This window comes from Anaeromassilibacillus sp. D41t1_190614_C2, assembly GCF_015558525.1.
Classification (GTDB): Bacteria; Bacillota; Clostridia; order Oscillospirales; family Acutalibacteraceae; genus Anaeromassilibacillus; species Anaeromassilibacillus stercoravium.
In genome coordinates this window covers 21,619-42,305 of record NZ_JADMOD010000023.1, presented here as the reverse complement: position 1 = coordinate 42,305, position 20,687 = coordinate 21,619, and the positions used below count along the sequence as shown (strand labels likewise).

15 protein-coding genes are annotated in these 20,687 nt (G+C 54.3%); 1 reads left to right on the top strand and 14 read right to left on the bottom strand.

Annotation, left to right across the window (positions count from 1 at the left end):
• Positions 1–1,103: 1,103 nt before the first annotated feature.
• From I2G69_RS13620 to I2G69_RS13570, 11 genes are all read right to left on the bottom strand, one after another.
• Positions 1,104–8,132, bottom strand: a complete 7,029-nt coding sequence (locus I2G69_RS13620; RefSeq protein WP_195560955.1) for a glycoside hydrolase family 97 catalytic domain-containing protein — start codon at positions 8,130–8,132, stop codon at positions 1,104–1,106.
• A gap of 648 nt (positions 8,133–8,780) precedes the next feature.
• Positions 8,781–8,984: a DUF6514 family protein gene (locus tag I2G69_RS13615; protein ID WP_087234232.1), complete on the bottom strand. Its 204-nt coding sequence runs from the start codon at positions 8,982–8,984 to the stop codon at positions 8,781–8,783.
• A gap of 158 nt (positions 8,985–9,142) precedes the next feature.
• Positions 9,143–9,463 (bottom strand): hypothetical protein, encoded by a 321-nt coding sequence (locus I2G69_RS13610; RefSeq protein WP_087234235.1) that lies wholly within the window; start codon positions 9,461–9,463, stop codon positions 9,143–9,145.
• A 5-nt stretch (positions 9,464–9,468) separates the two neighbouring features.
• Positions 9,469–11,004, bottom strand: coding sequence for a hypothetical protein (locus tag I2G69_RS13605; protein WP_195560954.1), 1,536 nt, complete (start codon positions 11,002–11,004; stop codon positions 9,469–9,471).
• A 261-nt stretch (positions 11,005–11,265) separates the two neighbouring features.
• A complete protein-coding gene (locus I2G69_RS13600) occupies positions 11,266–11,472 on the bottom strand; it encodes a DUF6514 family protein (RefSeq protein WP_087234241.1) in 207 nt (68 codons plus the stop codon).
• 112 nt (positions 11,473–11,584) lie between these two features.
• Positions 11,585–12,244 (bottom strand): CatA-like O-acetyltransferase, encoded by a 660-nt coding sequence (locus I2G69_RS13595; RefSeq protein ID WP_195560953.1) that lies wholly within the window; start codon positions 12,242–12,244, stop codon positions 11,585–11,587.
• A gap of 97 nt (positions 12,245–12,341) precedes the next feature.
• Entirely contained in the window at positions 12,342–13,076 is a 735-nt protein-coding gene (locus tag I2G69_RS13590) for a hypothetical protein (protein WP_195560952.1), read from the bottom strand.
• 35 nt (positions 13,077–13,111) lie between these two features.
• Entirely contained in the window at positions 13,112–13,570 is a 459-nt protein-coding gene (ybaK, locus tag I2G69_RS13585) for a Cys-tRNA(Pro) deacylase (RefSeq protein WP_242969690.1), read from the bottom strand.
• A 153-nt stretch (positions 13,571–13,723) separates the two neighbouring features.
• Positions 13,724–15,133, bottom strand: coding sequence for a cysteine--tRNA ligase (cysS, locus tag I2G69_RS13580; RefSeq protein WP_087234247.1), 1,410 nt, complete (start codon positions 15,131–15,133; stop codon positions 13,724–13,726).
• A gap of 128 nt (positions 15,134–15,261) precedes the next feature.
• Positions 15,262–15,942, bottom strand: a complete 681-nt coding sequence (epsC, locus tag I2G69_RS13575) for a serine O-acetyltransferase EpsC (protein ID WP_195560951.1) — start codon at positions 15,940–15,942, stop codon at positions 15,262–15,264.
• A gap of 475 nt (positions 15,943–16,417) precedes the next feature.
• A complete protein-coding gene (locus tag I2G69_RS13570; RefSeq protein ID WP_195560950.1) occupies positions 16,418–17,524 on the bottom strand; it encodes a TasA family protein in 1,107 nt (368 codons plus the stop codon).
• A 200-nt stretch (positions 17,525–17,724) separates the two neighbouring features.
• On the opposite strand from I2G69_RS13570, the gene I2G69_RS13565 reads away from it, so the two are divergent.
• A complete protein-coding gene (locus tag I2G69_RS13565) occupies positions 17,725–18,069 on the top strand; it encodes a helix-turn-helix domain-containing protein (protein ID WP_195560949.1) in 345 nt (114 codons plus the stop codon).
• A 45-nt stretch (positions 18,070–18,114) separates the two neighbouring features.
• Here the strand turns inward: I2G69_RS13565 and pgsA are convergent, their stop codons facing one another.
• From pgsA to I2G69_RS13550, 3 genes are read right to left on the bottom strand one after another with little or no spacing between them, the layout of a single operon-like run.
• Positions 18,115–18,714 carry a CDP-diacylglycerol--glycerol-3-phosphate 3-phosphatidyltransferase gene (pgsA, locus tag I2G69_RS13560; RefSeq protein ID WP_087234255.1) on the bottom strand — a complete coding sequence of 200 codons (600 nt, stop codon included), beginning with the start codon at positions 18,712–18,714 and terminating at the stop codon, positions 18,115–18,117.
• 22 nt (positions 18,715–18,736) lie between these two features.
• On the bottom strand, positions 18,737–20,059 hold the full coding sequence (gene rimO / locus I2G69_RS13555) for a 30S ribosomal protein S12 methylthiotransferase RimO (RefSeq protein ID WP_195560948.1): 1,323 nt from the start codon (positions 20,057–20,059) through the stop codon (positions 18,737–18,739).
• A 3-nt stretch (positions 20,060–20,062) separates the two neighbouring features.
• On the bottom strand, positions 20,063–20,680 hold the full coding sequence (locus I2G69_RS13550; protein ID WP_195560947.1) for a regulatory protein RecX: 618 nt from the start codon (positions 20,678–20,680) through the stop codon (positions 20,063–20,065).
• Positions 20,681–20,687 lie beyond the last annotated feature (7 nt).

The window sequence follows — 20,687 nt, the reverse complement described above, 5'->3', positions numbered from 1 at the left end:
AAACTCTTTTCCGTTTGCTTTCGTAGGGAACGCCGTAGGCGAGAGAGGCACTGTGTGCCCGCCGTAGGCGCGAAAAGGCACTGCGTGCCCGCGAAAAGACGCTGTGCGTCCACGGTAGCCATTGGCGAATCGGAAACAACAAAATAAAAGGGAAGGTGTCTTCCCTATAAGCAATGAGGGCCCAGCCCGGGAGTTTTCCCGAGTCTGGGCCCTTTTCTATATTCCGTGCTTTTCTTTTTCAGATCGGATGCAGAACGATGGCTTCCTGTCTTTAGGAAGTTTTTCGCTTGCTTCTGTAGGGAACGCCGTAGGCGCGAAAAGGTACTGCGTGCCCGCCGTAGGCGCGAGAGGCACTATGTGCCCGCCTTTAGAGAAATGCCCCCAACACGACCGGATAACAGGCTTACACACGATTGGTCCATTTTTCGTATATTCACTTGCAATTCCACCTCCCTTTTATAGACAAGGAAATGGCGCTTTCCTAATAAAAGCGCTGGATTCTTATATAATGTGCATTTATCTTGCCCCATATTGTGACACTACAATTAAAGAAGAGCCCCACGGCCAAAAGGAATTTCTCCACTTTGTAGCCCATGCAAATATTTCGATCAAATAGGAATCCCCCCTGTTCCTAAACACGGAACAGGGGGGATTCCTTATATTTTAACATTTTTTGAGAAGGAGAGCTTAAATACTTGCTTATTCATATTCTTCACATTGTAAAGGAAAGTCATCTTCTTCACAGATATATTTGATCTGTTGGAGTCCTTGCATTTCCTCTACAATTTTGCTTATTGCGCTCAGGCAATCGGACGCGCAGCGTCCTTCGCGGGCACACAGTGCCTTTCGCGGACCTCCGGTCTGGACACGCCTACGGCGGCAACCACGGAAGCAAACCGCAATTATGGCATGTTCCGCTCTATAGGGGAAGCCCTACAGAAGAAAGCGAAAAAATTCCTAAAGACAGGAAGCCATCGTTCTGCATTAGATATGAAAAAGGAAAGCACGAAATATAGAAAAGGGCCCCGCCTCGGGAAAACTCCCGGGCTGGGCCCTCGTTGTTTATAGGGAAAAATCTTTCCCTTTTATTTTACTATTTCCGATTAGCCAATCGTCACGGCACAGTGCTTCACTGCGTTCTGGCCCGGCAGGGTGGTGTAAACGCCCGTGCTCTGGCCCGGCGTGCCGGTGGCATAGACTCTGTAATAGTAGTCGTTGCCAACCTTCGCCACGAACTGCGTCTTCAGCACATCGCCGTTGCCGACCGTGAAGCCCGGCGTCATGGCGTTGCCGTTGACCACCGTCATCTTGAAGCAGTATGCGCTGCCTCTCTTCAAGGTGAAGTTGACCGTCGTGTCGGAAACGACATATGCGCTCGCCGCTACGTTCTGGCTTGCGGATACGACGCCTGCGGTGCCATATGCATTGCCAACGTTCGCGGACGTGCTGCCGCTGTTCTTCGAGCTCGTGGAGGTAGTCTTCTCGACCAGGCTGTCGATGCTGTTCTCCAGCGCTTCCACAGCGTCTGCAACCTCTTCCTCAGTTGCTTCTGCGTCGTTCAGGACTGCCTTCGCGGTGCTCAATGCGGCCTTCATCGTTGCTACGCTCTTTGCCGTGTACTTATTGGTATTGATTGCCTCGGCTTCCCCGATCAATGCTTCCAGAGCATCCTTATCCGGGATCAGGCGCAGGGCGGAGATCGCCGCTGCCAAATCTTCTGCTGCGGTATCCACCGCATCCTGCGTTGCGTTTGCATCTTCCAGCACGGTCTTTGCTTCGGCCAGGACGGTCTCAAAGCTTGTCCATGCGTCGTTCTGGATGTACTGGTCTGCATTTTCGACAATGCCGTCGCCCTTGTTGACCAGCGCTTCCAGCTCGGTGACGTCTGCGCGGTAGACCAGGCCATAAATGGCGTCATACAGCGCATCCACCGCTGCGGTGATGTCCGCTTCCAGGACTTCTTCGTCGTCCAGCAGGTCTTGTGCTGCCGCATACGCTTCGTCCAGCGCTGTCAGGCTGTCCGGCGTAAACAGGTCGCGGTTGATGGACTCTGCGATCTCCATCGGGATCTCCAGCTGGCTCTTGTCGCCTGCCACAAAGCTCAGATAATGCAGCGCGTCGATCAGGTCGCTCCATGCGGTGTTGATCTCGTTCTGCGTTGCAGTCTTCTTGGCTTCGACGTCCTTCGCCGCCTGCAAGGCTGCTTCATACTTCTCCTGTACGGATTCCACTGCTTCCGCAGCTTCGTCCGCCCGGCCCTCTGCAATCTCAATGGCAGCGCGCAGGTTCTGCTTGTCTACCACTGTGAAGCCAAGCTCGATCGTGGTGTCCGCGTTCGGCATGGTCAGGTTGTAAACAAATTCATTGATGTCAAAGTCTTCAACTGCTTCGCCGTTCACGGTGACGCCTGCAATTTCTCTGCCATCCACTCTCGGCGTGAAGGTCAGGTTGAGTTCGGTGTCCGCCATCACGACGTCTTTATACGCGCCGATCAGGTTGGCAATCGTCTGGCTCTCGCCGTCGATGCTCAGTTCCACCGTGTTCGGGAAGGTGACCGTCAGCATATGCTCGCTCGGAGTGGTGTTCTTCACGAACTTGATTGCTGCACCGCCGGAGGTCGTCAGGTCGCTGCGGCTGTGTGCCGTAACCGTGCTGCCGTCCGCCTGTTTGAACTCATACTCCAGAACCGGGGTATTGAGGCCAGCAAGTTCGAGCGTCAAAGTATCTGCACTCGTAACCGTTCTCGTCTCAGCAATCAGGCCGTTCATCGGCTCATCCAAATCGAGCGGGTTGTCCGGGTTATCTCTGTAGATATACGCGGTGTACGTGCCATCGCCCAGGAAGTCCAGATCGATGTCGACCGGTTTGGTCTCTTCATATGCGCAGATAACGCCCAGATACCAATCGTCGCCATCGCGTCTTGCCATCTCGACCAGTTCGCCAACTTCGCCGTCGATCAGCTTGCTCTCATCCCAGGAGGCTGGCATGTCCTTCCAATACTGCTCATAGTAGGGGATTGCTTTATAAACCGACGGTTTATCCGCCAGGCACTGGATGCCACTCTCATAAATGATCGGCAGGGCATACATATGTGCCAGAGTAAACAACGGCGGGTTGTCAAATTCCTGCGGCTTTCCGGTATCCGGATCCGTCGGGCCAAAACGCACGTTGTTCAATGCGCCGAAGGATGCCATCGGGGTGTAATCCAGCGGGCCGACTGCGCCTCTCGCGAACGGGATCACGCAGTTGTTTGCAGCGGTCAAATCGCCGCCCCACGGATAGGAGCCGCCGCCGTAATCGTTCGGGTCGCGCCAGTCGCTTACTGCATAGCCTTCTGCGCCGCCAACAGCTTCTCTCGTCAAAGCGTTGGGATAGGTACGGCGTTCACCTGCCGGTTTTACGGTGCCATGCAGGTTGATAATCATATGGTTCTCTGCGGTCAGCTTGAGCAGCGTATCATACAGCTGCATAGTGGACTGTGTTGCGGAATCAAAGAAGTCCGGCTTGATGCCTGCGATGCCAAGATCCGCCCAGTATGCAATGCGCTCACGCTGTTTCTCGGTGACAATATCGTTCTTATGCACCCAAACAAGGAGCTTCACGCCCTTGCTCTTTGCATATTCAACCAGTTCTTCTGTCCAGGAATAATAGCCCAGATAGCGCTGGCCAGCCGGTGCATCCGGATCATAGCCGGGCTGCTCTTCCTTATTTTCGGTGCGGTTGTACGGGATCATCCAGCCTTCATCGAGGAGCTGGTATTCCCAACCCATCTCTGCTGCAAAGTCTACATATTCCTTGTAGATGCGCAGGCCTTCGGTTTCAAACTTATCTGCCGGGATCTGGTCATGGCGCAGGTCGCCGTTCAACCAGGTCCAGTTGGAGACGCCGGACTCAATCCAGCTGGTATCTTCGATCACGCTGTCCGGGCTCAGGTTTTCCGGCATGGTGTTGTCCATAATCTCTGCCAGATCGCCCATCACCAGGAAACGCCACGGGGACGTAAATGGCGCCGTCGTGACAACCGGGCCTTCTGCCGCCTGCTCCGGTGCAAACTTCACGGTGAGCATGCCATCCTCGCCGCCTGCGAGCACGGAACCGCAATAGGTGCCGGTCATCAGGTCTGCTTCGGAATAAAGGCCGTAAGCGCCGCTCTCGGACTCATACAGCAACGGCATATTGAAGTTCTGTCCATCCAGTCTCGAACGGTTGCTATACTCTCTGTGCGGCCATTCGTTGGCAACGCTGGAGTTGTCGCCGATGCTCTGGCCCCACAGCTTCTGATAGCCCTCGGGGAGCTGGAAGCCGGTGAACTCTTCGGTGATTTGCAGTTCATCGCCGTTTCCGTCGATCGCATAGCGCAGGGCAACGCCCTCGTCGTATGCGCGGAAGATGATGCTGTAGTTCACGCCGTCCTTGGTGAACGGGAACGTGGTCTCATTGTAGTCTTTATCGACATGCTTTACTTTGCCGCCGAGGAGGTCATAGGAATCATTGCCCTCTCTGGTGGTGACTTCGCCGAGGACCAATCCGCTGCGGAAATCGCCCATATTGGTCATCAAGCCTGTCCCCGATACGCCGGCCATGACTTCGCCGTCCTTGCTTGCCAGATAGGATACTGTGCCAGCGACTGCGTCATAAGCAACCAATGCTTTTACGTCCGCATTCGGAGCGGCAACCTCATAGACGCTGCCTTCCACGGGTTCGGTTCCAACAATCACCTGTGCATAGCCTTCCACAACGACGCCATCTCCCAGATCTGCACGAACGACGATCGAGGCAGTGCCATTGCTCAGTGCTTCTGCGGTAATGCCATCCGCCGTGCGGGTGACTTCCAAAACGGCCGGATTGCTGCTTTCTACGGTGTATTCTGTGACTTCTTCACTGTTGCTGTCCGTTACAGAAACCGTTACATCGGTCACATCGCCCACGTTGAGCAGGCTCTGGTCAACCTTGATTTCTGCTGCCGGCTCCACAGGCTCCGGCTCGGGCTCTTCTTTTTTCACCAGGTTCCACTTGCTGGAAGCAGCGCTTTCGTCCGCCAAAACGATCGGTGCGCCGTCCGTCGTGGAATCGCTATCCGTTGCGATATAGAGCGGCGTTCCTGCCAATTCCGCCTTCTTATTCAGAATGCGATACGTGCCATCCTCCGCTTCTACGATCTTCCACCACTGGGAATCGTCTGCATCGTCGATGTTGCCGACGGTCAGCTTGGTATTGACTGCCACTTCCGAATCGGTCGGCATCAAAACGGTAGCCGTTGTGCTGCCGGGCTGAATGCGATAGTATTCCTGATTTGCATCCGGGATCAAGCGCCAGAACAGGGAATCTCCAGCGAAGTTCCACCACAGGTCAACGATCGCCCCAGGGCTGGTATTGTTGCTGTTGACCTCGATGCCTGCATCCTTTAGGGAAGAAAGAATCGAGTACAGTGCGTTGGTATCCCAAACAGGCTCTTCTTCGGCTGTCTTAACATAATGGATTGCCGCGCCGCCCGTCTCTGCAAGCGGGATATTGAGCGTGTCGTCCTTGGTGACCGTGCGGATCTCTTCGTCGACGGTCTCCATCGGATCTTCGCCATCCGTATAGATGTATGCGGTGTAGGTTCCCTCGCCGAGGAAGTCCAGGGAGAACTCTGCATTGCGGGCTGCATCGCAGATGATGCCCTGATACCAGTCGTCCCCACTTCTGCGTGCGAAGTTTACATACGCTGCGGGCTCGCCGTCCACCAGGATGGAGTCATCCCAATCGGAGGGCATGTTCTTGAAATAATGCTCATAGGCCGGATGTGCGCGATAAACGTCGGGCTTGTCCGCCATGCACTGCACGCCAGCTTCAAATACGACTGGCAGGGCAGCCATATGCGCCAGGGTAAACTGACGATGGTCGCCGCTTACGCCGTAAGAAGCCATCGGGGTGTAGTCCATCGGGCCTACTGCGTTGCGGGTAAACGGAAGCGTGCAATTGTGGCGCGCGCTCACGTTGTCCGGGATAAAGTCATACTGCTCTGCACCGAACACCGCCTCACGGGAAATGACGTTCGGATAGGTGCGGCGTTCACCGGTCGGCTTGCCTGCGCCGTGCAGGTTCAGCAGCATGTGGTTTTCCGCTGTAACCTTCATCAGGTTTTCAATTTGCAGGATCGTATCCTGGGACTGGGAATCAAAGAAGTCCGGCTTGACGCCCTTGAAGCCCATCTGCGCCCATTCGGTGATGCGCTCTTCCTGCTCTTCCGGGGTATCCAGGTCTGCGCTGTTCGCCCAGACAATCAGGCCGACACCCTTCTCATTGGCATAATCGATCAGCTCTTCCGTCCAATCGTAATAGCCCTTGTAAATGGAATCATCATCCGGGTCTCTGTTCTGTCTCTGCCAGCCTTCGTCCAGCAGCTGGTATTCCCAACCCATCTCTGCCGCGAAGTCGACATATTCCTTATAAATGTCCAACGCATCGTTTTCGAAGTCCACGTTCGGGTCGGTATGGCGGAGATCGCCGTTCAGCCACGTCCAGTCCACGGTGCCCGGCTGGACCCAACTGGTGTCTTCCAGCTGGCAGTCCTCGCTCAAGGTTTCTGCCATGGTGTTTTCTGCGATGGCCTTCGGCGTGCCGATGACGGCAAAGCGCCACGGGGAGGTAAACGGTGCAGTCGTAACAACGTCTTCCGTCTGCTCCGGCGTGAATTCTACATTCAGCATACCGGTGCCGTCGCCCACAAGCTGTGCGCCGCAGTAGGTCGAATTCAGGTCTGCTTCGGAAAGCAGCGCCCAAACGCCGTCCGTGGTCTCATAGAGGAGCGGCATGCAGTAGCCGCCGCGCAGTCTGTGTGCTTCCTCTTCCTGCGCAACCGACTCATTTGCATATTCATATTCCATCGCTTGTGCGACAGAGCCGCTGGCAAGCTGGAAGCCCGTATTTTCCTCAGAAATGGTGAGCTCCTGGCCGTCCTCGGTCTCGATTGCATAGCGGAGCGCCATGCCGTCGTCATAAACGCGCACAATGATGCTGTAAGAGGCGCCGTCCTTTGTGAAGTTCAGCGTCATCTGGTTGGCGGTTGTGTCCACATGGTTCACTTTCGCGCCGATCAGGTCATAGGAATCCGTGACCTCTTCGTCTTCACGGCTTACAAAGGTGAGGCCGTTGCGGAAATCACCGGCGTTGGTCACCAGGCCCGTCGGGGAGCTGGAAACAACCGTCTTGCCGCCGTACGTGGTAAAGAAGCGGATGGCGCCCTCCGCGTCCATAAAGAACAGGGCAGAGATATTCTCGTCGGGCGATGTGACCGACCAAGTTGCGCCTTCTTCGCCTTCGCCAACAATGATCTCACAGGTAGCCGTGCGGCTGATGCTCGGGTCAACCGCATCCACCACCGTGCAGGTGATTGTTGCAATGCCATCCGCGACGCCGGTGATGACACCCGTATCCGGATCGATCGTTGCAATTTCCGGATTGCTGCTCGAATACGTGCACTGTTCCGGGGTGAGAGCAATGCTCTCCTGGCCGTTAGAATACGCGGAGATCACCAGATTGGTGCTATCCCCCACAGCAACGGCCGGCTCCTCCGGCTGCACAGACAGCGTCTTCAAACGGTCCATCACAGCGCGGTCGCAGATAATCTGCGCATTCGCCCAAACAGAATTGGAACCGCCGGAGTTTTCCATCGTCAAGATGGTCGTGCCTTCCGGAATTTCTACATCCACAGGCGTAATGCCTCTGCTGCTTGTCAAACTCTGGGTAAAGAACTCCTCGCCATCCGCTTTCAGCGTAAAGCTCGTTCCACCCCACCAGTTATCCGACTGAATGGCAATTTGCGCCTGGAAGCGCAGCGCACCATAGCCCGTCAAATCATAGACAATGGTCGCGTTGCCACTGGTTCCGAGTCCCTTCTCGAACGGGACCTCCTCTCCGTTTTCATCTGTTAGGACAATCTTATGTACGTTGACGTCCCGGTCCTTCCGGACCTGCCACCATCCATCTTCAGCGGATACCCATTCCATATCGCTGAGATACACGGCAGCTGTTTCGGCTGGATCTGCACGGTTTTCCGTAGTTGCTGCGAATGCGGAAAGCCCACTGGTAAATACAAGCGTAAAGACCAGCAACAAAGAAAGCGCAGATCGCCATACTCTTTTGTTCATGTTCCTTTCTCCTTTCCTGAACTTTGGCACAAAATTTTTAATTTTTTGGCCTTTGGTTTGATTATATAAAACATAGTGTTCCAAAAGTGTTCCAAATACGACCATCCTTTTAGGGAACACGTATAAAATTTTAATCCGGCTTTTTGTTTGATTTCCATATATCCGTATACAGTGCCTCCACATGCGCGGCAGATCGTATCCGTCAGGATACGCTGTACACGGGAAACGGCACTCTTTCTCTCGTAGGACGAAAAGCCATGCCGTTCCTTTTAATCTCCCTTTATAAATAGGCCGATGGGAGCCGTATGGCCATCGAACGGGCGGCAATGGACCTCTTCGCCTCTTTGGCAATGAATACCTATGCATGGGAGGTACAGCGGAGCTTTCTTCTTTTATTTTCCATCTGATTTTTGTAAAATGATCATTTCTATTTCACGCAGTGTTCACAAAGATTCTTTATACTTATAATCGTTCCAAGGGGAACAGAAAAATCGATTACAAGATCTTCTCTTTTTCATAAATTTTCCTTTTCTTCTCTCTTAAATAGAAACGCCGTCCTTTGGACGGCGTTTCTATTTTTATTCACAAAACCTTTTTGCTTCATACAAAGAAATCTCTTCTCAATCAATGATTGAGAAGAGATTTCTTTTATCGTGTCAGGAAGTCCTCGATCACATCTTTAAAGTGCATCAGGGGCACCTGCCGCGTATTCAGCAACTCGACAAGCCGTTCCACGGCTTCGCGTTTATCGGAAATATCGCTGACCACAGCAGCTCCGGCAATGATGCCATATGTAAGGCGCTGTCCCTGCTCCTCGTCGGTGACGGTCTCTTCCAGCACTTTATAAACCATTCTTTATCCCCCCTTACACCCCATTATAGAGCAGACAGGGACAAATGAAAAGATTATAATGCGAATTGTGAAAAATTACCAACCCCTACTGGATAGGATTGGATAAACACTTTCCAGACACCCGATATTGCCGATCTGCGCCGGCGTAAAGCATCCTGCTACGCCTCGTCGAGCGCAATATATACATATTCAGCTTCCAAATCCAGGTAATGGCGCAGGGAATCCGGCATCTCTGAGAGCCTTACCAAGCCCTTCCCTTTCAGATAGGCCTCCAACTCTCCCAACATCCGCATCCGCACAGCCCCTTCGTGGATCGCACAAGGATGGGGGTCCTGGAAAAACTCGATACTCTTTTCCAAAACCGCCTCCCGGTTCAAGGGCAGGGATACCGCTGCATGCTGCGCCGTCCGTTCCCCTTCCTGATTAAACAGGGAGAAGCCCAGCGCCGCAGGCGATTTCTCTTTTTTCTTTCCAAACATCGCAATCACCACAAGAATACAAATAATAATACGGCAAACAACAAGAACAGCACGCCGTAGAGCAATTTAATCCAAGGCAGCTTCCCGCGCGTCATTTCCGAAAGCTGCAACACCTGGGAACCGCGTTTTGCCAATAGGGTCAGCAGCAAAAGCGGCAGGGACATCGCAAGCAGATAGACCACAAACGCCAAAAAGACCGTCATGTCCCAGGCTGTCTGCCGCTGCATCATATAGATGATCGACGCCAAATAGAGCTGGCCCGTGCAGAGGAACTCCCCTACGGAGAGGACGATCCCCGCGATGAAGACCGTTCCCGTCAGGTACTTGCCGCCGCAATTCAAGGTGTTCTCCAGGTAATCGCGCTGGAATGCACGGAGCTTGGGCGGCAATTGGAAGCGGATCTTCCCATACTCGTTTTTCCTCGCCGCAAAGTAATCCATAAAATTCAGGATCGCAAAGAACACCGCCAAAACTGCGATGAGAATTTGCAAAGCCTTTCCCACCGGGGAAAGGATGGCGCTGATCTGCTCAAAGGCGGAGTACAAAACCGTCCCCAGCAGCAAAAAGGTCAAAAAGCGCGCGGTGATAAACGTCAAGCCCAGCTTGAGGATATTGGCATTTTTGGCCAGCAGCAGGGAAAACAACAGCAGGAGCAGCGAGATCCCGCAGGGACTCAAGCCGTTCGCAAAGCCGGTGAGCACCAGAAAGGCCCAATCATTCCACCCAAAGCTCCCGACCTGGGATTCCGGCACATAGTCGATGTCCTCCCAGTTCAGCGCTTCGCCGCTCATAATGATGTTCGGCATATTGGCGACGATGTCCTCATAGCCCTGCAAATAGCCATTCTGATAGAACAGGACCGGCGCTTTTTGCCGGTCCTCCGGCACGCCGTATTGGTCAAAGAACCAATGCGCCAGGGGCACGTTGTCGAGGGCGCTCATGTTGACATAATTTACCTGCAAATTGGTGACCTGGTTCTGCTCCAACGCAAACTGCTTGTCCATATTGCTCAGGTAAACCTGCACCTTTTCACAGTCGTCACAGGCGGGCACATAGAAATACACAAAGTAAGAGCTCTCGGCCGGAACATTGCGGAAGCTCTCCAGCCGCTCTTCTTCCGTGCGCAGTTTTTCCTTTTCCTCCAGGATCACGCTGCGGGCCTTGTTTGTGATGTCGTCCACCCCAAATAGGCAGGTCCCATTCACATCCAGCATGGGAGGGGCCGGGGTGAACTCGTCCGTTGCCATATCCTTGGTACGTTCCATGAAATCCTCATAGGCGTCCTCTTCAAAGACGTTCTTTAGATGGAATTCATATTCGTCCGGGGAGATCGCGTCCTCGATCTGTCCCTCCAGGGCGAGCAGGTAGTTCTCGCCATCCTCACAGCTCTCGCAGGAAGAAAAATAGTAGTATGTAATTTGGATTTTATCCGCATCCCCCTGTTCTTCCGCCGCAAATACGGACAGGGGGACAAACCCTACCGCAAACAGCACCAAAAACAACCCTATTGCAAAACGTTTTATACCCCTTTGCAATTCCATAGCGCTCCTCCTTTGGCATTGCAGCTTGAGACAACCTTCCCATTTCATTGCCATCATTCGTTAAAATAGACGAAAATCATTCCTATTATACTGAAAAAAGGCGGTTCTTTCAATCCTGTTTCGAACGATTTGAAAAAAAGCATGCAACGGCCTCAGCCCCATGCCGATTGACCGCCGCATGAAAAAACGGCCCCGTCTCGGGAATCCCCTGGACAGAAGCCGTTTTCTCTTGTTGTGAACTTTTCCATCGGGTAAACCAGCCTAACACGCCGCCAAAAAGTCCTCCACTACATCCCACAGATGCACCGGGGAAACCTGGTTTTTGATCAGTTTGCGCCGCAAACGGGCGACTGTACGCCAATGGGTGGAAATATCATCCACACGCACATCCCCCATTTTTAGCCCATACGTCCGGTACGTTCCATGATCCGCATCCTCCTGCATTGAACAACAGATCGCAATCTGCACGTTCGCTCCTCCCCTTTCCACGCCATTGTATCACTGGGGAAGGGAGAAAGGCACGGAAGCCTGTCGAAGCCGGAAAATTCCGGAAACGATTTTCGGCAGCCCAATTTTTTCGCTATGCGCCGGCCTGTTCCTCTGAAAAGTGGTCCACTTCCCATTGCAGTTCCTGGAACAACTGAGCGATATGGAACCCATCCGCGCTGGCGTGGTGAATCTGTATGGTGAGCGGCATCACGGTTTTGTCCCCGCTGCGCTCGAACTTTCCCCACGTAAAAATGGGGCAGAGCAACTTCCCGTCGCCGTACATCTGCATGTTAAAGCCCCGATAGTGCAGCCACGGGATGCATGAGACATAAAACCGGTTGGGCGGCTCCTCCTTCCACCGCGGGCCTTGCAGGGGCTTACTCTGCTCGATATCCAAGACCACCTGCCGGTAAAACGCTTCAAACTCTGGGACATATTCCGTGCTGAGGCTGTAAAAGGAGGAATCCTCCTCCTGAAAGACCGTGTAGGAGGGGGAAACCTGCTTCCAGATGACCGGTTCCCCCTCCGCATTATGCCCCATCTTAAATGCATCGTGCCGGTTGACCACGCGGCTGAGAAGATGCAGGAAGGACGGGAAGAAGCGAAGCCCCCTCTCCCGGCAGGCCTGTAGAAGCGGCGCGACGTCCACGTCCGCTGTCAGGGTCACCGCTGTGACCACCTGATGGTAAAAATGGTCAAACGCCTCCTGGCGCGGCCAATCCTGCAATTCACGGATTTTTTGATATTCCATGGCTTCCTCCGCTGTCACAAACATTTTCAAAGCAAAAACCGGCGCAGCGGCCCGGACCCTTCCTTGGCCGGGAACCGCCCGCCGGTTTCCAATGCGATCAATACTGCGGGTTGATTCGGATCGCCCGCAAAACGTCCACAATGCTGCGGACTTTCTCCAGCTTTTCGTCCAACAGGTCGAATGCATCCAGGCGGGACTGCACCTCTTTTTGGCTGTCCTGCACCGTCTGTAGGCGCGGATTCGTAACGTTCTCCAGGGTGGCCTCCACCTGGACCGTCTTCTGTGCCATGAGTTCCATGGCCTTTCGTTCCTTTGCAATGTCCTGGCGGATCGTCGCCACATCCTGCTCGATCCCGGAAGCAACCGTTTCCAGATTGGAAAGCATCTGCTTCACCGCCAAGAATTCCTGCTTGAATCCGGCCAACTCCTGACGCTCTGCCGCCACAGCTTGTTTTAAACCGGCGGCATCCTGACCCACGCCGGTCACCAGCTGCTTCAGCTCTGCTTCCGCCTGCTTCACCGCAGAAATTCCCTGCTTCACCGTGGAAAGGTCCTGTGCAACGCCCACCAGCTTTTGTTTAGAGTCTGCCGTCTCCTGCTTCACCGCGTTGATCTCCTGCTTCAGGGCGGTATTCCCTTGTTTCAGTTCCGTCAGGCTCTGCTTGACTCCGACAAGCGTCTGGCTGTCCGCCGTCACATCGCGGCGGATCGTCGCCTGTTCCTGCCGGACACCGGACAGATCCTGCTTCATGCGGGCCATATCCTCCCGGATCGGCTCCAGCTTTCGGTCCATCATCGTTTCAATCGCCTGCAAAAGCGAAGTTTCCGTCATGGTTCCACTCCCTCTCATCCCATTGCCGCATCTGTTTACGGCTCTACTGCAATCTCCGCCGATGTTCCATTCACCAAACGCAGCAGATCCTGCGGCGCTACTTCCACCTGCGCACCGATCTTTCCCGCACTGAAAATGATGCTGGGAAAGGCCTCGCAGCTCTTGTCCACCACGGTGCGGTACAGCTTCTTCATCCCAATGGGGGAACATCCCCCGCGTATGTAGCCGGTCACCTTATTGATCTCGCTCACGTGGATCATCTCCACGGATTTTTCCCCCACGCTTTTGGCCGCCGCCTTGAGGTTCAATTCCTTTGCCACAGGCACCACAAAGACGTAGAACGCGCCGGATGCCCCCTTCGTCACCAACGTCTTGAACACCTGCTCCACATTCTGGTTCAGCTTATGGGCGACCGCAACGCCGTCGATGGCCCCGTCTTCATGCTCGTAAAAATAGAATTTATACGGAACCTTTGCCTTGTCCAAGATCCGCATGACATTCGTCTTGTTTTCCTTTTCCTTTGCCAATCGGAACGCCCCTTTTCTCATAGAAACCGCGCTCCCGCCGGCTTGGTTAGTCCGGCGGGAGCCGCTTTTCATCCCGGCGCCGCATGGCCCGGTTGTCCTCACCGGGCCGCAAAACCGGATTTATTCCTCAACCTTCCATTTGACGCCCTGCGGTGTATCCTCCAAAACGATATGGCGCGCTTTCAGCTCGTCGCGGATGCGGTCCGCGGTGGCCCAATCCTTATTTTTACGGGCCTCGTTGCGCTGCTCGATCAGCTTTTCCACCTCTTCATCCAGAAGCTGGTCGTCCTTCTGGTTGTAGAGCAGGCCCAGCACACCGGCCAGCTCGTTAAAGAGGTCCAGCGCATAGGCACACAGCTCCTTGCTGGGCGCGGAGGACGCATTCAGCGTGGAATTGATGTCCCTCGCCAGGTCAAACAGCGCCGACAGTGCATCCGCCGTGTTCAAATCGTCCTCCATCGCCTCGATGAAGTGATCCTGGTATTCGCTGAAGCGGCGGCGAATCTCTTTCTCGCCCTCCTTTTCCCCTTCCGGGGCATTCTTCAGCAGGAACGCCAGGTTGTCGCGGCAATTGTACAGGCGCTCCAATCCCGCCTTGCACTGCTCGATGACCTCCACGCTGTAATTGATGGGGCTGCGGTAATGCGAAGCCACCATCAAATAGCGGATGGGTTCGTAGCCGAACTGCGCCGCCACATCGCGCACCGTGAAGAAATTGCCGAGGGATTTGCTCATCTTGCGGTTATCGACGTTGATATATCCGTTGTGCATCCAGTAGTGCGCAAACGGCACCCCGTTGCAGCATTCGCTCTGTGCGATCTCGTTTTCGTGGTGCGGGAAAATCAGGTCCTGCCCGCCGCAATGGATGTCAATGGTCTCTCCCAAATAGTGCTTTGCCATGGCGGAGCACTCAATGTGCCAACCCGGGCGGCCGTTACCCCACGGGGATACCCAGCTCGGCTCCCCCTCTTTGGCGGCCTTCCAAAGGGCGAAATCCATCGCGTCCTCTTTCTCTTCGCCCACGGCAATACGCGCGCCCGCCTCCAGGTCCTCCAGCGGCTGATGGGAAAGCTTTCCATAGCCTTCGTCCTTATGGGTGCGGAAGTAGACATCCCCATTGTCCGCCGCATACGCATAGCCCTTGTCGATCAGGGTCGCGACCATGCTGATGATTTCCTCGATGTTCTCCGTCGCCAGCGGATGGATCGTCGCCGGGCGGACATTCAAGCCCTCGGCGTCCGTCTTATACTCTTCAATATAACGCTGGGAGACGGTGAGGTAGTCGCTGTTCTCCTCATTCGCTTTGCGGATGATCTTATCGTCCACATCCGTAAAATTCTGCACATAGGTGACCTTCATCCCCCGGTACTCCATATAGCGGCGCAACACATCGAACACACAGATCGGCCGCGCATTGCCAATATGGATGTAATTGTACACCGTGGGGCCGCAGGCGTAAATTTTCACCTCTCCGGCTGTGATCGGCACAAACTCTTCCTTTTGGCGCGTCAGGGTATTATAGATTTTCATTGTCCTTGTTCCTCCCAGCTTTATTGTTCTGTGCGCTCCAGTACCCGTTATTATATGGGATTTTTCGGAAAAATACAAGACACATCGTGTCTTTTCCATGCATTGGGCAGGGGCATTCTATGGAACGGCTACTGTACACTCTCTTCGCGCTCCGGATGTTCCGAAGAACGGGCGCGCTCCTTTTCCAAAGCCTCCAAACGTGTCTGCAAATTCAGGCACTTGGCCTGCATCCGGCACAGCTCCTGCGAAACCGGGTCCGCCACATGCACCTGGTCGAGGCTGTTGGGCTTGACGCCATTGATCCGCACCACGCGCGCGGGCACGCCGACCGCCGTGGCATTGGCCGGGACCTCGTCCAGGACTACTGCGCCCGCGGCCACGCGGGCGTTGTCGCCCACTTTGAACGGCCCCAGCACCTTGGCGCCGGAACCCACCATCACATTATTGCCCAGGGTCGGGTGGCGTTTTCCTTGTTCCTTACCGGTGCCGCCCAGCGTGACGTTCTGATACAGGGTGCAGTTATCCCCGATCTCGGTTGTCTCGCCGATCACGACGCCCATCCCGTGGTCGATAAACAAACCCTTGCCGATGGTTGCGCCGGGGTGAATTTCGATGCCCGTCTTATGCCGGGCGCGCTGGCTGATCCAACGCGCGATAAATTTATGCCCATGCTGATAAAACCAGTGCGCTTTGCGGTAAGAACGCACCGCTTTGAAGCCCGAATAGAGGAAATAGACCTCCCACCGGCTCCGCGCAGCCGGGTCCCGTTCCATAATGGAGTCCAACTCTGCTTTTAACTGGTCAAACATACTTCCCTTGTCACCTGCTTTCCAAAACAATAAAAAACCGCCCCCGTCCCCAAAGGGACGGAGGCGATTTTTAACCGCGGTTCCACTCCGTTTTCTATCTCGTTGCTGCCGATAACGGCGGCTGCCGTGCGAGGATACTATCCTTTCCCCCCGCCTGCACTGCCGGTCTCTTTTCCGGCATCACGGACGCATTTCCCTCCGGCACCCGCCAAAAGCGCTCTCAGCCCATGGCGCTTTTTCTCTGTTGCAGGAAAATCCAAAGGTACTTCTTCCGCTCGCTGCATTTAAAATATACATATTCTGTACGTTTTATTATATGCCGCCGGGCGGAAAATGTAAAGAGAATGGGAAAGGAAACTTGAAAACGGTTTTCTTTGCAAAGAAAAGAGGTTTGAAACTTATGAGGTAACAGTTGACCCCACAATCCTAGGATTTACCTATTCATGCTACAGATTCAGAGAAATTTCGTTTCCCTTTATCCTCTGGGACTCACATCTATACGCAAAATTTCATAGGTTTCACCAAGGTCCGCCGAATATGTGCCATCACCATTATCAACGATACCAAACGTCGGCGGTGCATAAGAGCCGGCATAGTCATATGCCTGCCCTTCATGGGTATAGGTCTCCAAGAATTGTCTAATTTGACTTTCAACTTCTTCCGACGTCGCCTGTGTAGTCCCCTTTTCAAATTTCATGGGAATGATAAGATTCTCTTCAACGATTTCTCCAGTTCCCGGAACGGTTACGTCTATCAATGTTGTTGGTACATCCACGGTAATAAATTCCGGATCTTCACCGGTGTTACCATGGTCGTACGGGCCCTGATCCACCTGACGAGCCCAGACTTCCAGAGCGCCGTGATAATGCTGGCCCTGGTATTCGTTGCCCGCCTCAGGCGGCAGGTATCCGCCGATGATGTATGTAACCTCTTCGTTAGCGCCGATGATATCGGTGGGATCGTAGCAGATCTTCTCGTTAGAGGTGGCCGTTTCCTTGTTGAGGTTGATGTTCTCCAAACGCGTCCAAGTATCTCCATCCTTCTTATAGACAAAAATCTTGAGCGCGTCTTCGAGCGTATTTTCACACGGCTTATCCTTGTACAGATCCTGGTCGATCTCATACTTGTTGTCGCCATAGAGCACCGGCTCTGTGCAATCTTCTTTACCTGTCGCATTCATGCCAAGATGAATGTAGATCGGCAGGGTGCCCCGGTTCTCCACGCGGACCGGGCGGAAATAGATCGGCAGATTATCCTCGGGATAATTTTCCGGGTCCTGGTTGTTGTTTTCCAGATTGTTGACGTCGGCGAACGTCTCCGTCGCCTCATCGTATTCCACCAGCTCTTTGTCAAAATTTTTAAGGAGCATCGGGCGGAGATTCTTAAACTCCATCGGCTTCGTGGTCGTAAAGTTTCCGTTCTCCGGGTCCGGATTGACTTCAATGTCCAGAATGCCGGCAGAAAAATTGCCAGCCACTTTTTCCGTGTCGGTAAACCAGGCCATGGTTCCGCCTGCCAGCAGGCAGAAAACCAAAACCAAGGAGAGCGCCGACAGGACGATCCTCTTTTTATTGGCTTTCATGTTTTTTCCTCCTTTTTCTCGGATTATGGGGGCGCGGTAACCCATAAGTTTCTTCCGGATTATTTAAATGATACCGCAGGATTTTATGAGTGTCAAGAAAAATTCATAAGATTTCTTTCATTTAATTGTATAAAACCATAAAAAATTTATAATATTTATAAGCATGAACAAACAAAATTGCATATACAAAGGGGGAAACCATGTTAGGAGAAAGGCTCCAGGAACTTCGCAAGGATCACGGCCTTTCCCAGCAGGATTTAGCAGATAAACTCAACGTATCCATCCATACGATCTCTTCATATGAGCGAAACCGCAGCGCTCCGGATGACACAATGAAAATGGAAATCGCAAAACTATTCGATATATCGCTTGACTACCTGCTTGGTTTGGTGGATGAACCTTATTCGTTCCATAGGGCAGAAAACTGTATGCTTCTGCCCGCCGAATTTGAGGATGCAGAGAAAAAAGAGCTCCGCGAATACATCGCTTTCCTGCGATTTAAGCGTGCGCGAAAGAAGCAGAAAAAGCAATCCCGAAAAACGTAAAAGGCCACGGAATGCAACAAGTGCGTCCGCGGCCTTTTGTTTTCCTTATTTCGAATTGCCGATTACCTTCCAATTCTGTTTTAAATAGATTCCTCCGGAGAGTACCGTAAAAAACACGGTAACCGCCATGAGCGCTTCCCCGATCCACAGGAAAACCATCCCGCCCGGTACGCCTCCCACCGAGAAAGCGGAAAGGGTTCCCGCAGCGATCAGCTCCTGTGCATACTGCATCGCCAAGATCAATGCGATGGCAATGATCTGGCTGACCGTCTTGACCTTTCCCCATTTGTTCGCCGCGATCACCACACCCTCGTCCGCGGCAACCAGCCGCAGGGAAGTCACCAGGAATTCACGCGCAATGATAATCAGCACCCACCAGGGGTTGATCAGCCCCAAGCTCACAAAACAAACCAGGGCGGAAATCACCAAGATCTTATCCGCCAACGGGTCCATGAATTTCCCGAAGTTGGTAATCAGGTTCCGGCTTCTGGCGATCTTTCCATCTAAGTGATCCGTATAGGACGCTGCAAGAAATAGGAGCAATGCGATCAAGCAGTTGTGCGGCAGCTCCTGCCACAACAGAGCTCCAACGAAAAACGGCACCATCGCCATGCGCAATACCGTCAGTTTATTGGGCAAGTTCATATCGATACCTCCACGGGGCGCGCTATTCCGCTTCGCCCATCAGGTCGCAGTCCGTACACGCGGTGATGCGCACCCGCACAAACTGTCCCGGGGCGGGCGCGTCTGCGGCCGTGAAATAGACCCTGCCGTCAATCTCCGGTGCATCCGCATAGCTGCGGCCAAACCAGCACTGCGTCTCCTCATCGAAGCCTTCGGTGAGCACGTCAAACACCCTGCCAACCTGTGCCTCGCCCCAATCCTGCATAATCCCCATCTGGGTCTCCATCACACGGCCGGCGCGGCGGCGTTTCTCTTCTTCTTCGATCTGGTTCTCCATCTCGGCGGCGGGGGTATCCTCCTCCTGCGAATAGGCAAAGCAGCCCAGCCGTTCAAAGCGGATTTCTTTGATAAAATCACACAATTCCGCGAAGTCCTCCTCCGTCTCGCCGGGGAAGCCTGCAATCACGGTGGTGCGCAGGACCAGGCCGGGGATTCGCTCGCGCATCTTCCCGATCAGCGCCGTGAGTGTTTCGCGGTCCCCAAAGCGGCGCATGGCCCGGAGCACCGGCCCGCTGCAATGCTGAAGCGGGAGGTCGACGTATTTGACAATTTTTGGCTCCTGCGCAATCGTATCCATCAGTTCTTCCGTCATGAAGTCCGGATAGCAATACAGCAGCCGGATCCACTCCACGCCGTCCACGGTGCCCAACTTATGTAACAGCTCCGGCAGCATCCATTTCTTGTATAGGTCGCGCCCGTAGCGGGTGGTATCCTGCGCGATGACGATCAGTTCCTTTGTCCCGCTTTCCGCCAATGCCTTCGCTTCCTCCAGAATGCTCTCCATCGGGCGGGAGCGGTACGGCCCGCGGATCAATGGGATCGCACAATAGGAACAGCGGTTGTCGCAGCCCTCCGCGATCTTGATATAGGATGAGTAGAGCGGCGTCGAATGGACGCGCTCCCCGCACAGGGGCAGGAGCGTCTTTTCGGGGAACAGCTCCGGATGCTCGCCACGCAGGGTGCGGTCCACCACTTCCACAATGTCGGCGTCCGCTCCAATCCCACAGACCGCATCGGCCTCGGGCAGCTCCTTGCGGATCTCCTGCTGATAGCGCTCCGCCATGCAGCCGGTGACCACGATCGCTTTGATTTGCCCGGCCGCCTTCTGCTTGCCGAGCTCTAAAATCTCCCCGATGGACTCCTTCTTGGCCGCCTCGATAAAGCCGCAGGTGTTCACAATCGCCACATCCGCACAGGAGGCGTCGTCCACCAATTCATATCCTGCCTTTTGCAGACGCGCCATCATCATCTCCGCGTCCACCCGGTTCTTTTCACAGCCGAGGCTGATCATTCCAACAGATGCCATTCTTCAATCCTCATTTTCGTAGTCGATATAGTCCCGCAGCGCTGTGCGGATGTCCTCGCCGCTGTAACCAAGCCGCTGCAGCGCAGCAAACACGCGGCGGCGCCCTTTTTCATCGGAAAGGGACCTCTGATACTTCCGTTCCAGCAGGAACCGGAGCGATTCCTCCGGCTCTGGGGCGAGCTCTTCCACAATTTCCTGGGCGAGCGCGCGGTCGATCCCCTTTTGCAAGAGCTCATATTCCGCACGGCGCGCCGCAAACCGCTTGCGCTGCAGCAGCTCTTCCGCCAAATTGCGCGCATATTGCGCGTCGTTGACCAGGCCGAGCTCTTCCATGCGCTCCGCAGCGCGTTCCGCTGCCTCGCGCCCCGCCGTCCGGGAAATCTTATCCGCCAGTTCCTTTTTGGAGTGGCTGCGGTGCTCCAACAGGTAGAGCGCCTTCTCCTGCGCGCGGTGTGCGTCGCTCCGCTGGATTAGCCGGTACAGCTCTTCGTCGTCGAGCTCCATCCCAATCCGCAGGCCGGATTGCAACAGGGTCTCCGCGTCCAGCTTTGCGGCGAGCTCCCCATCCAGGAACAGGGCCGTCAGGCGTTTCCGCCGCGGCTCCAATGCGGTAACTAACAAAGCATTC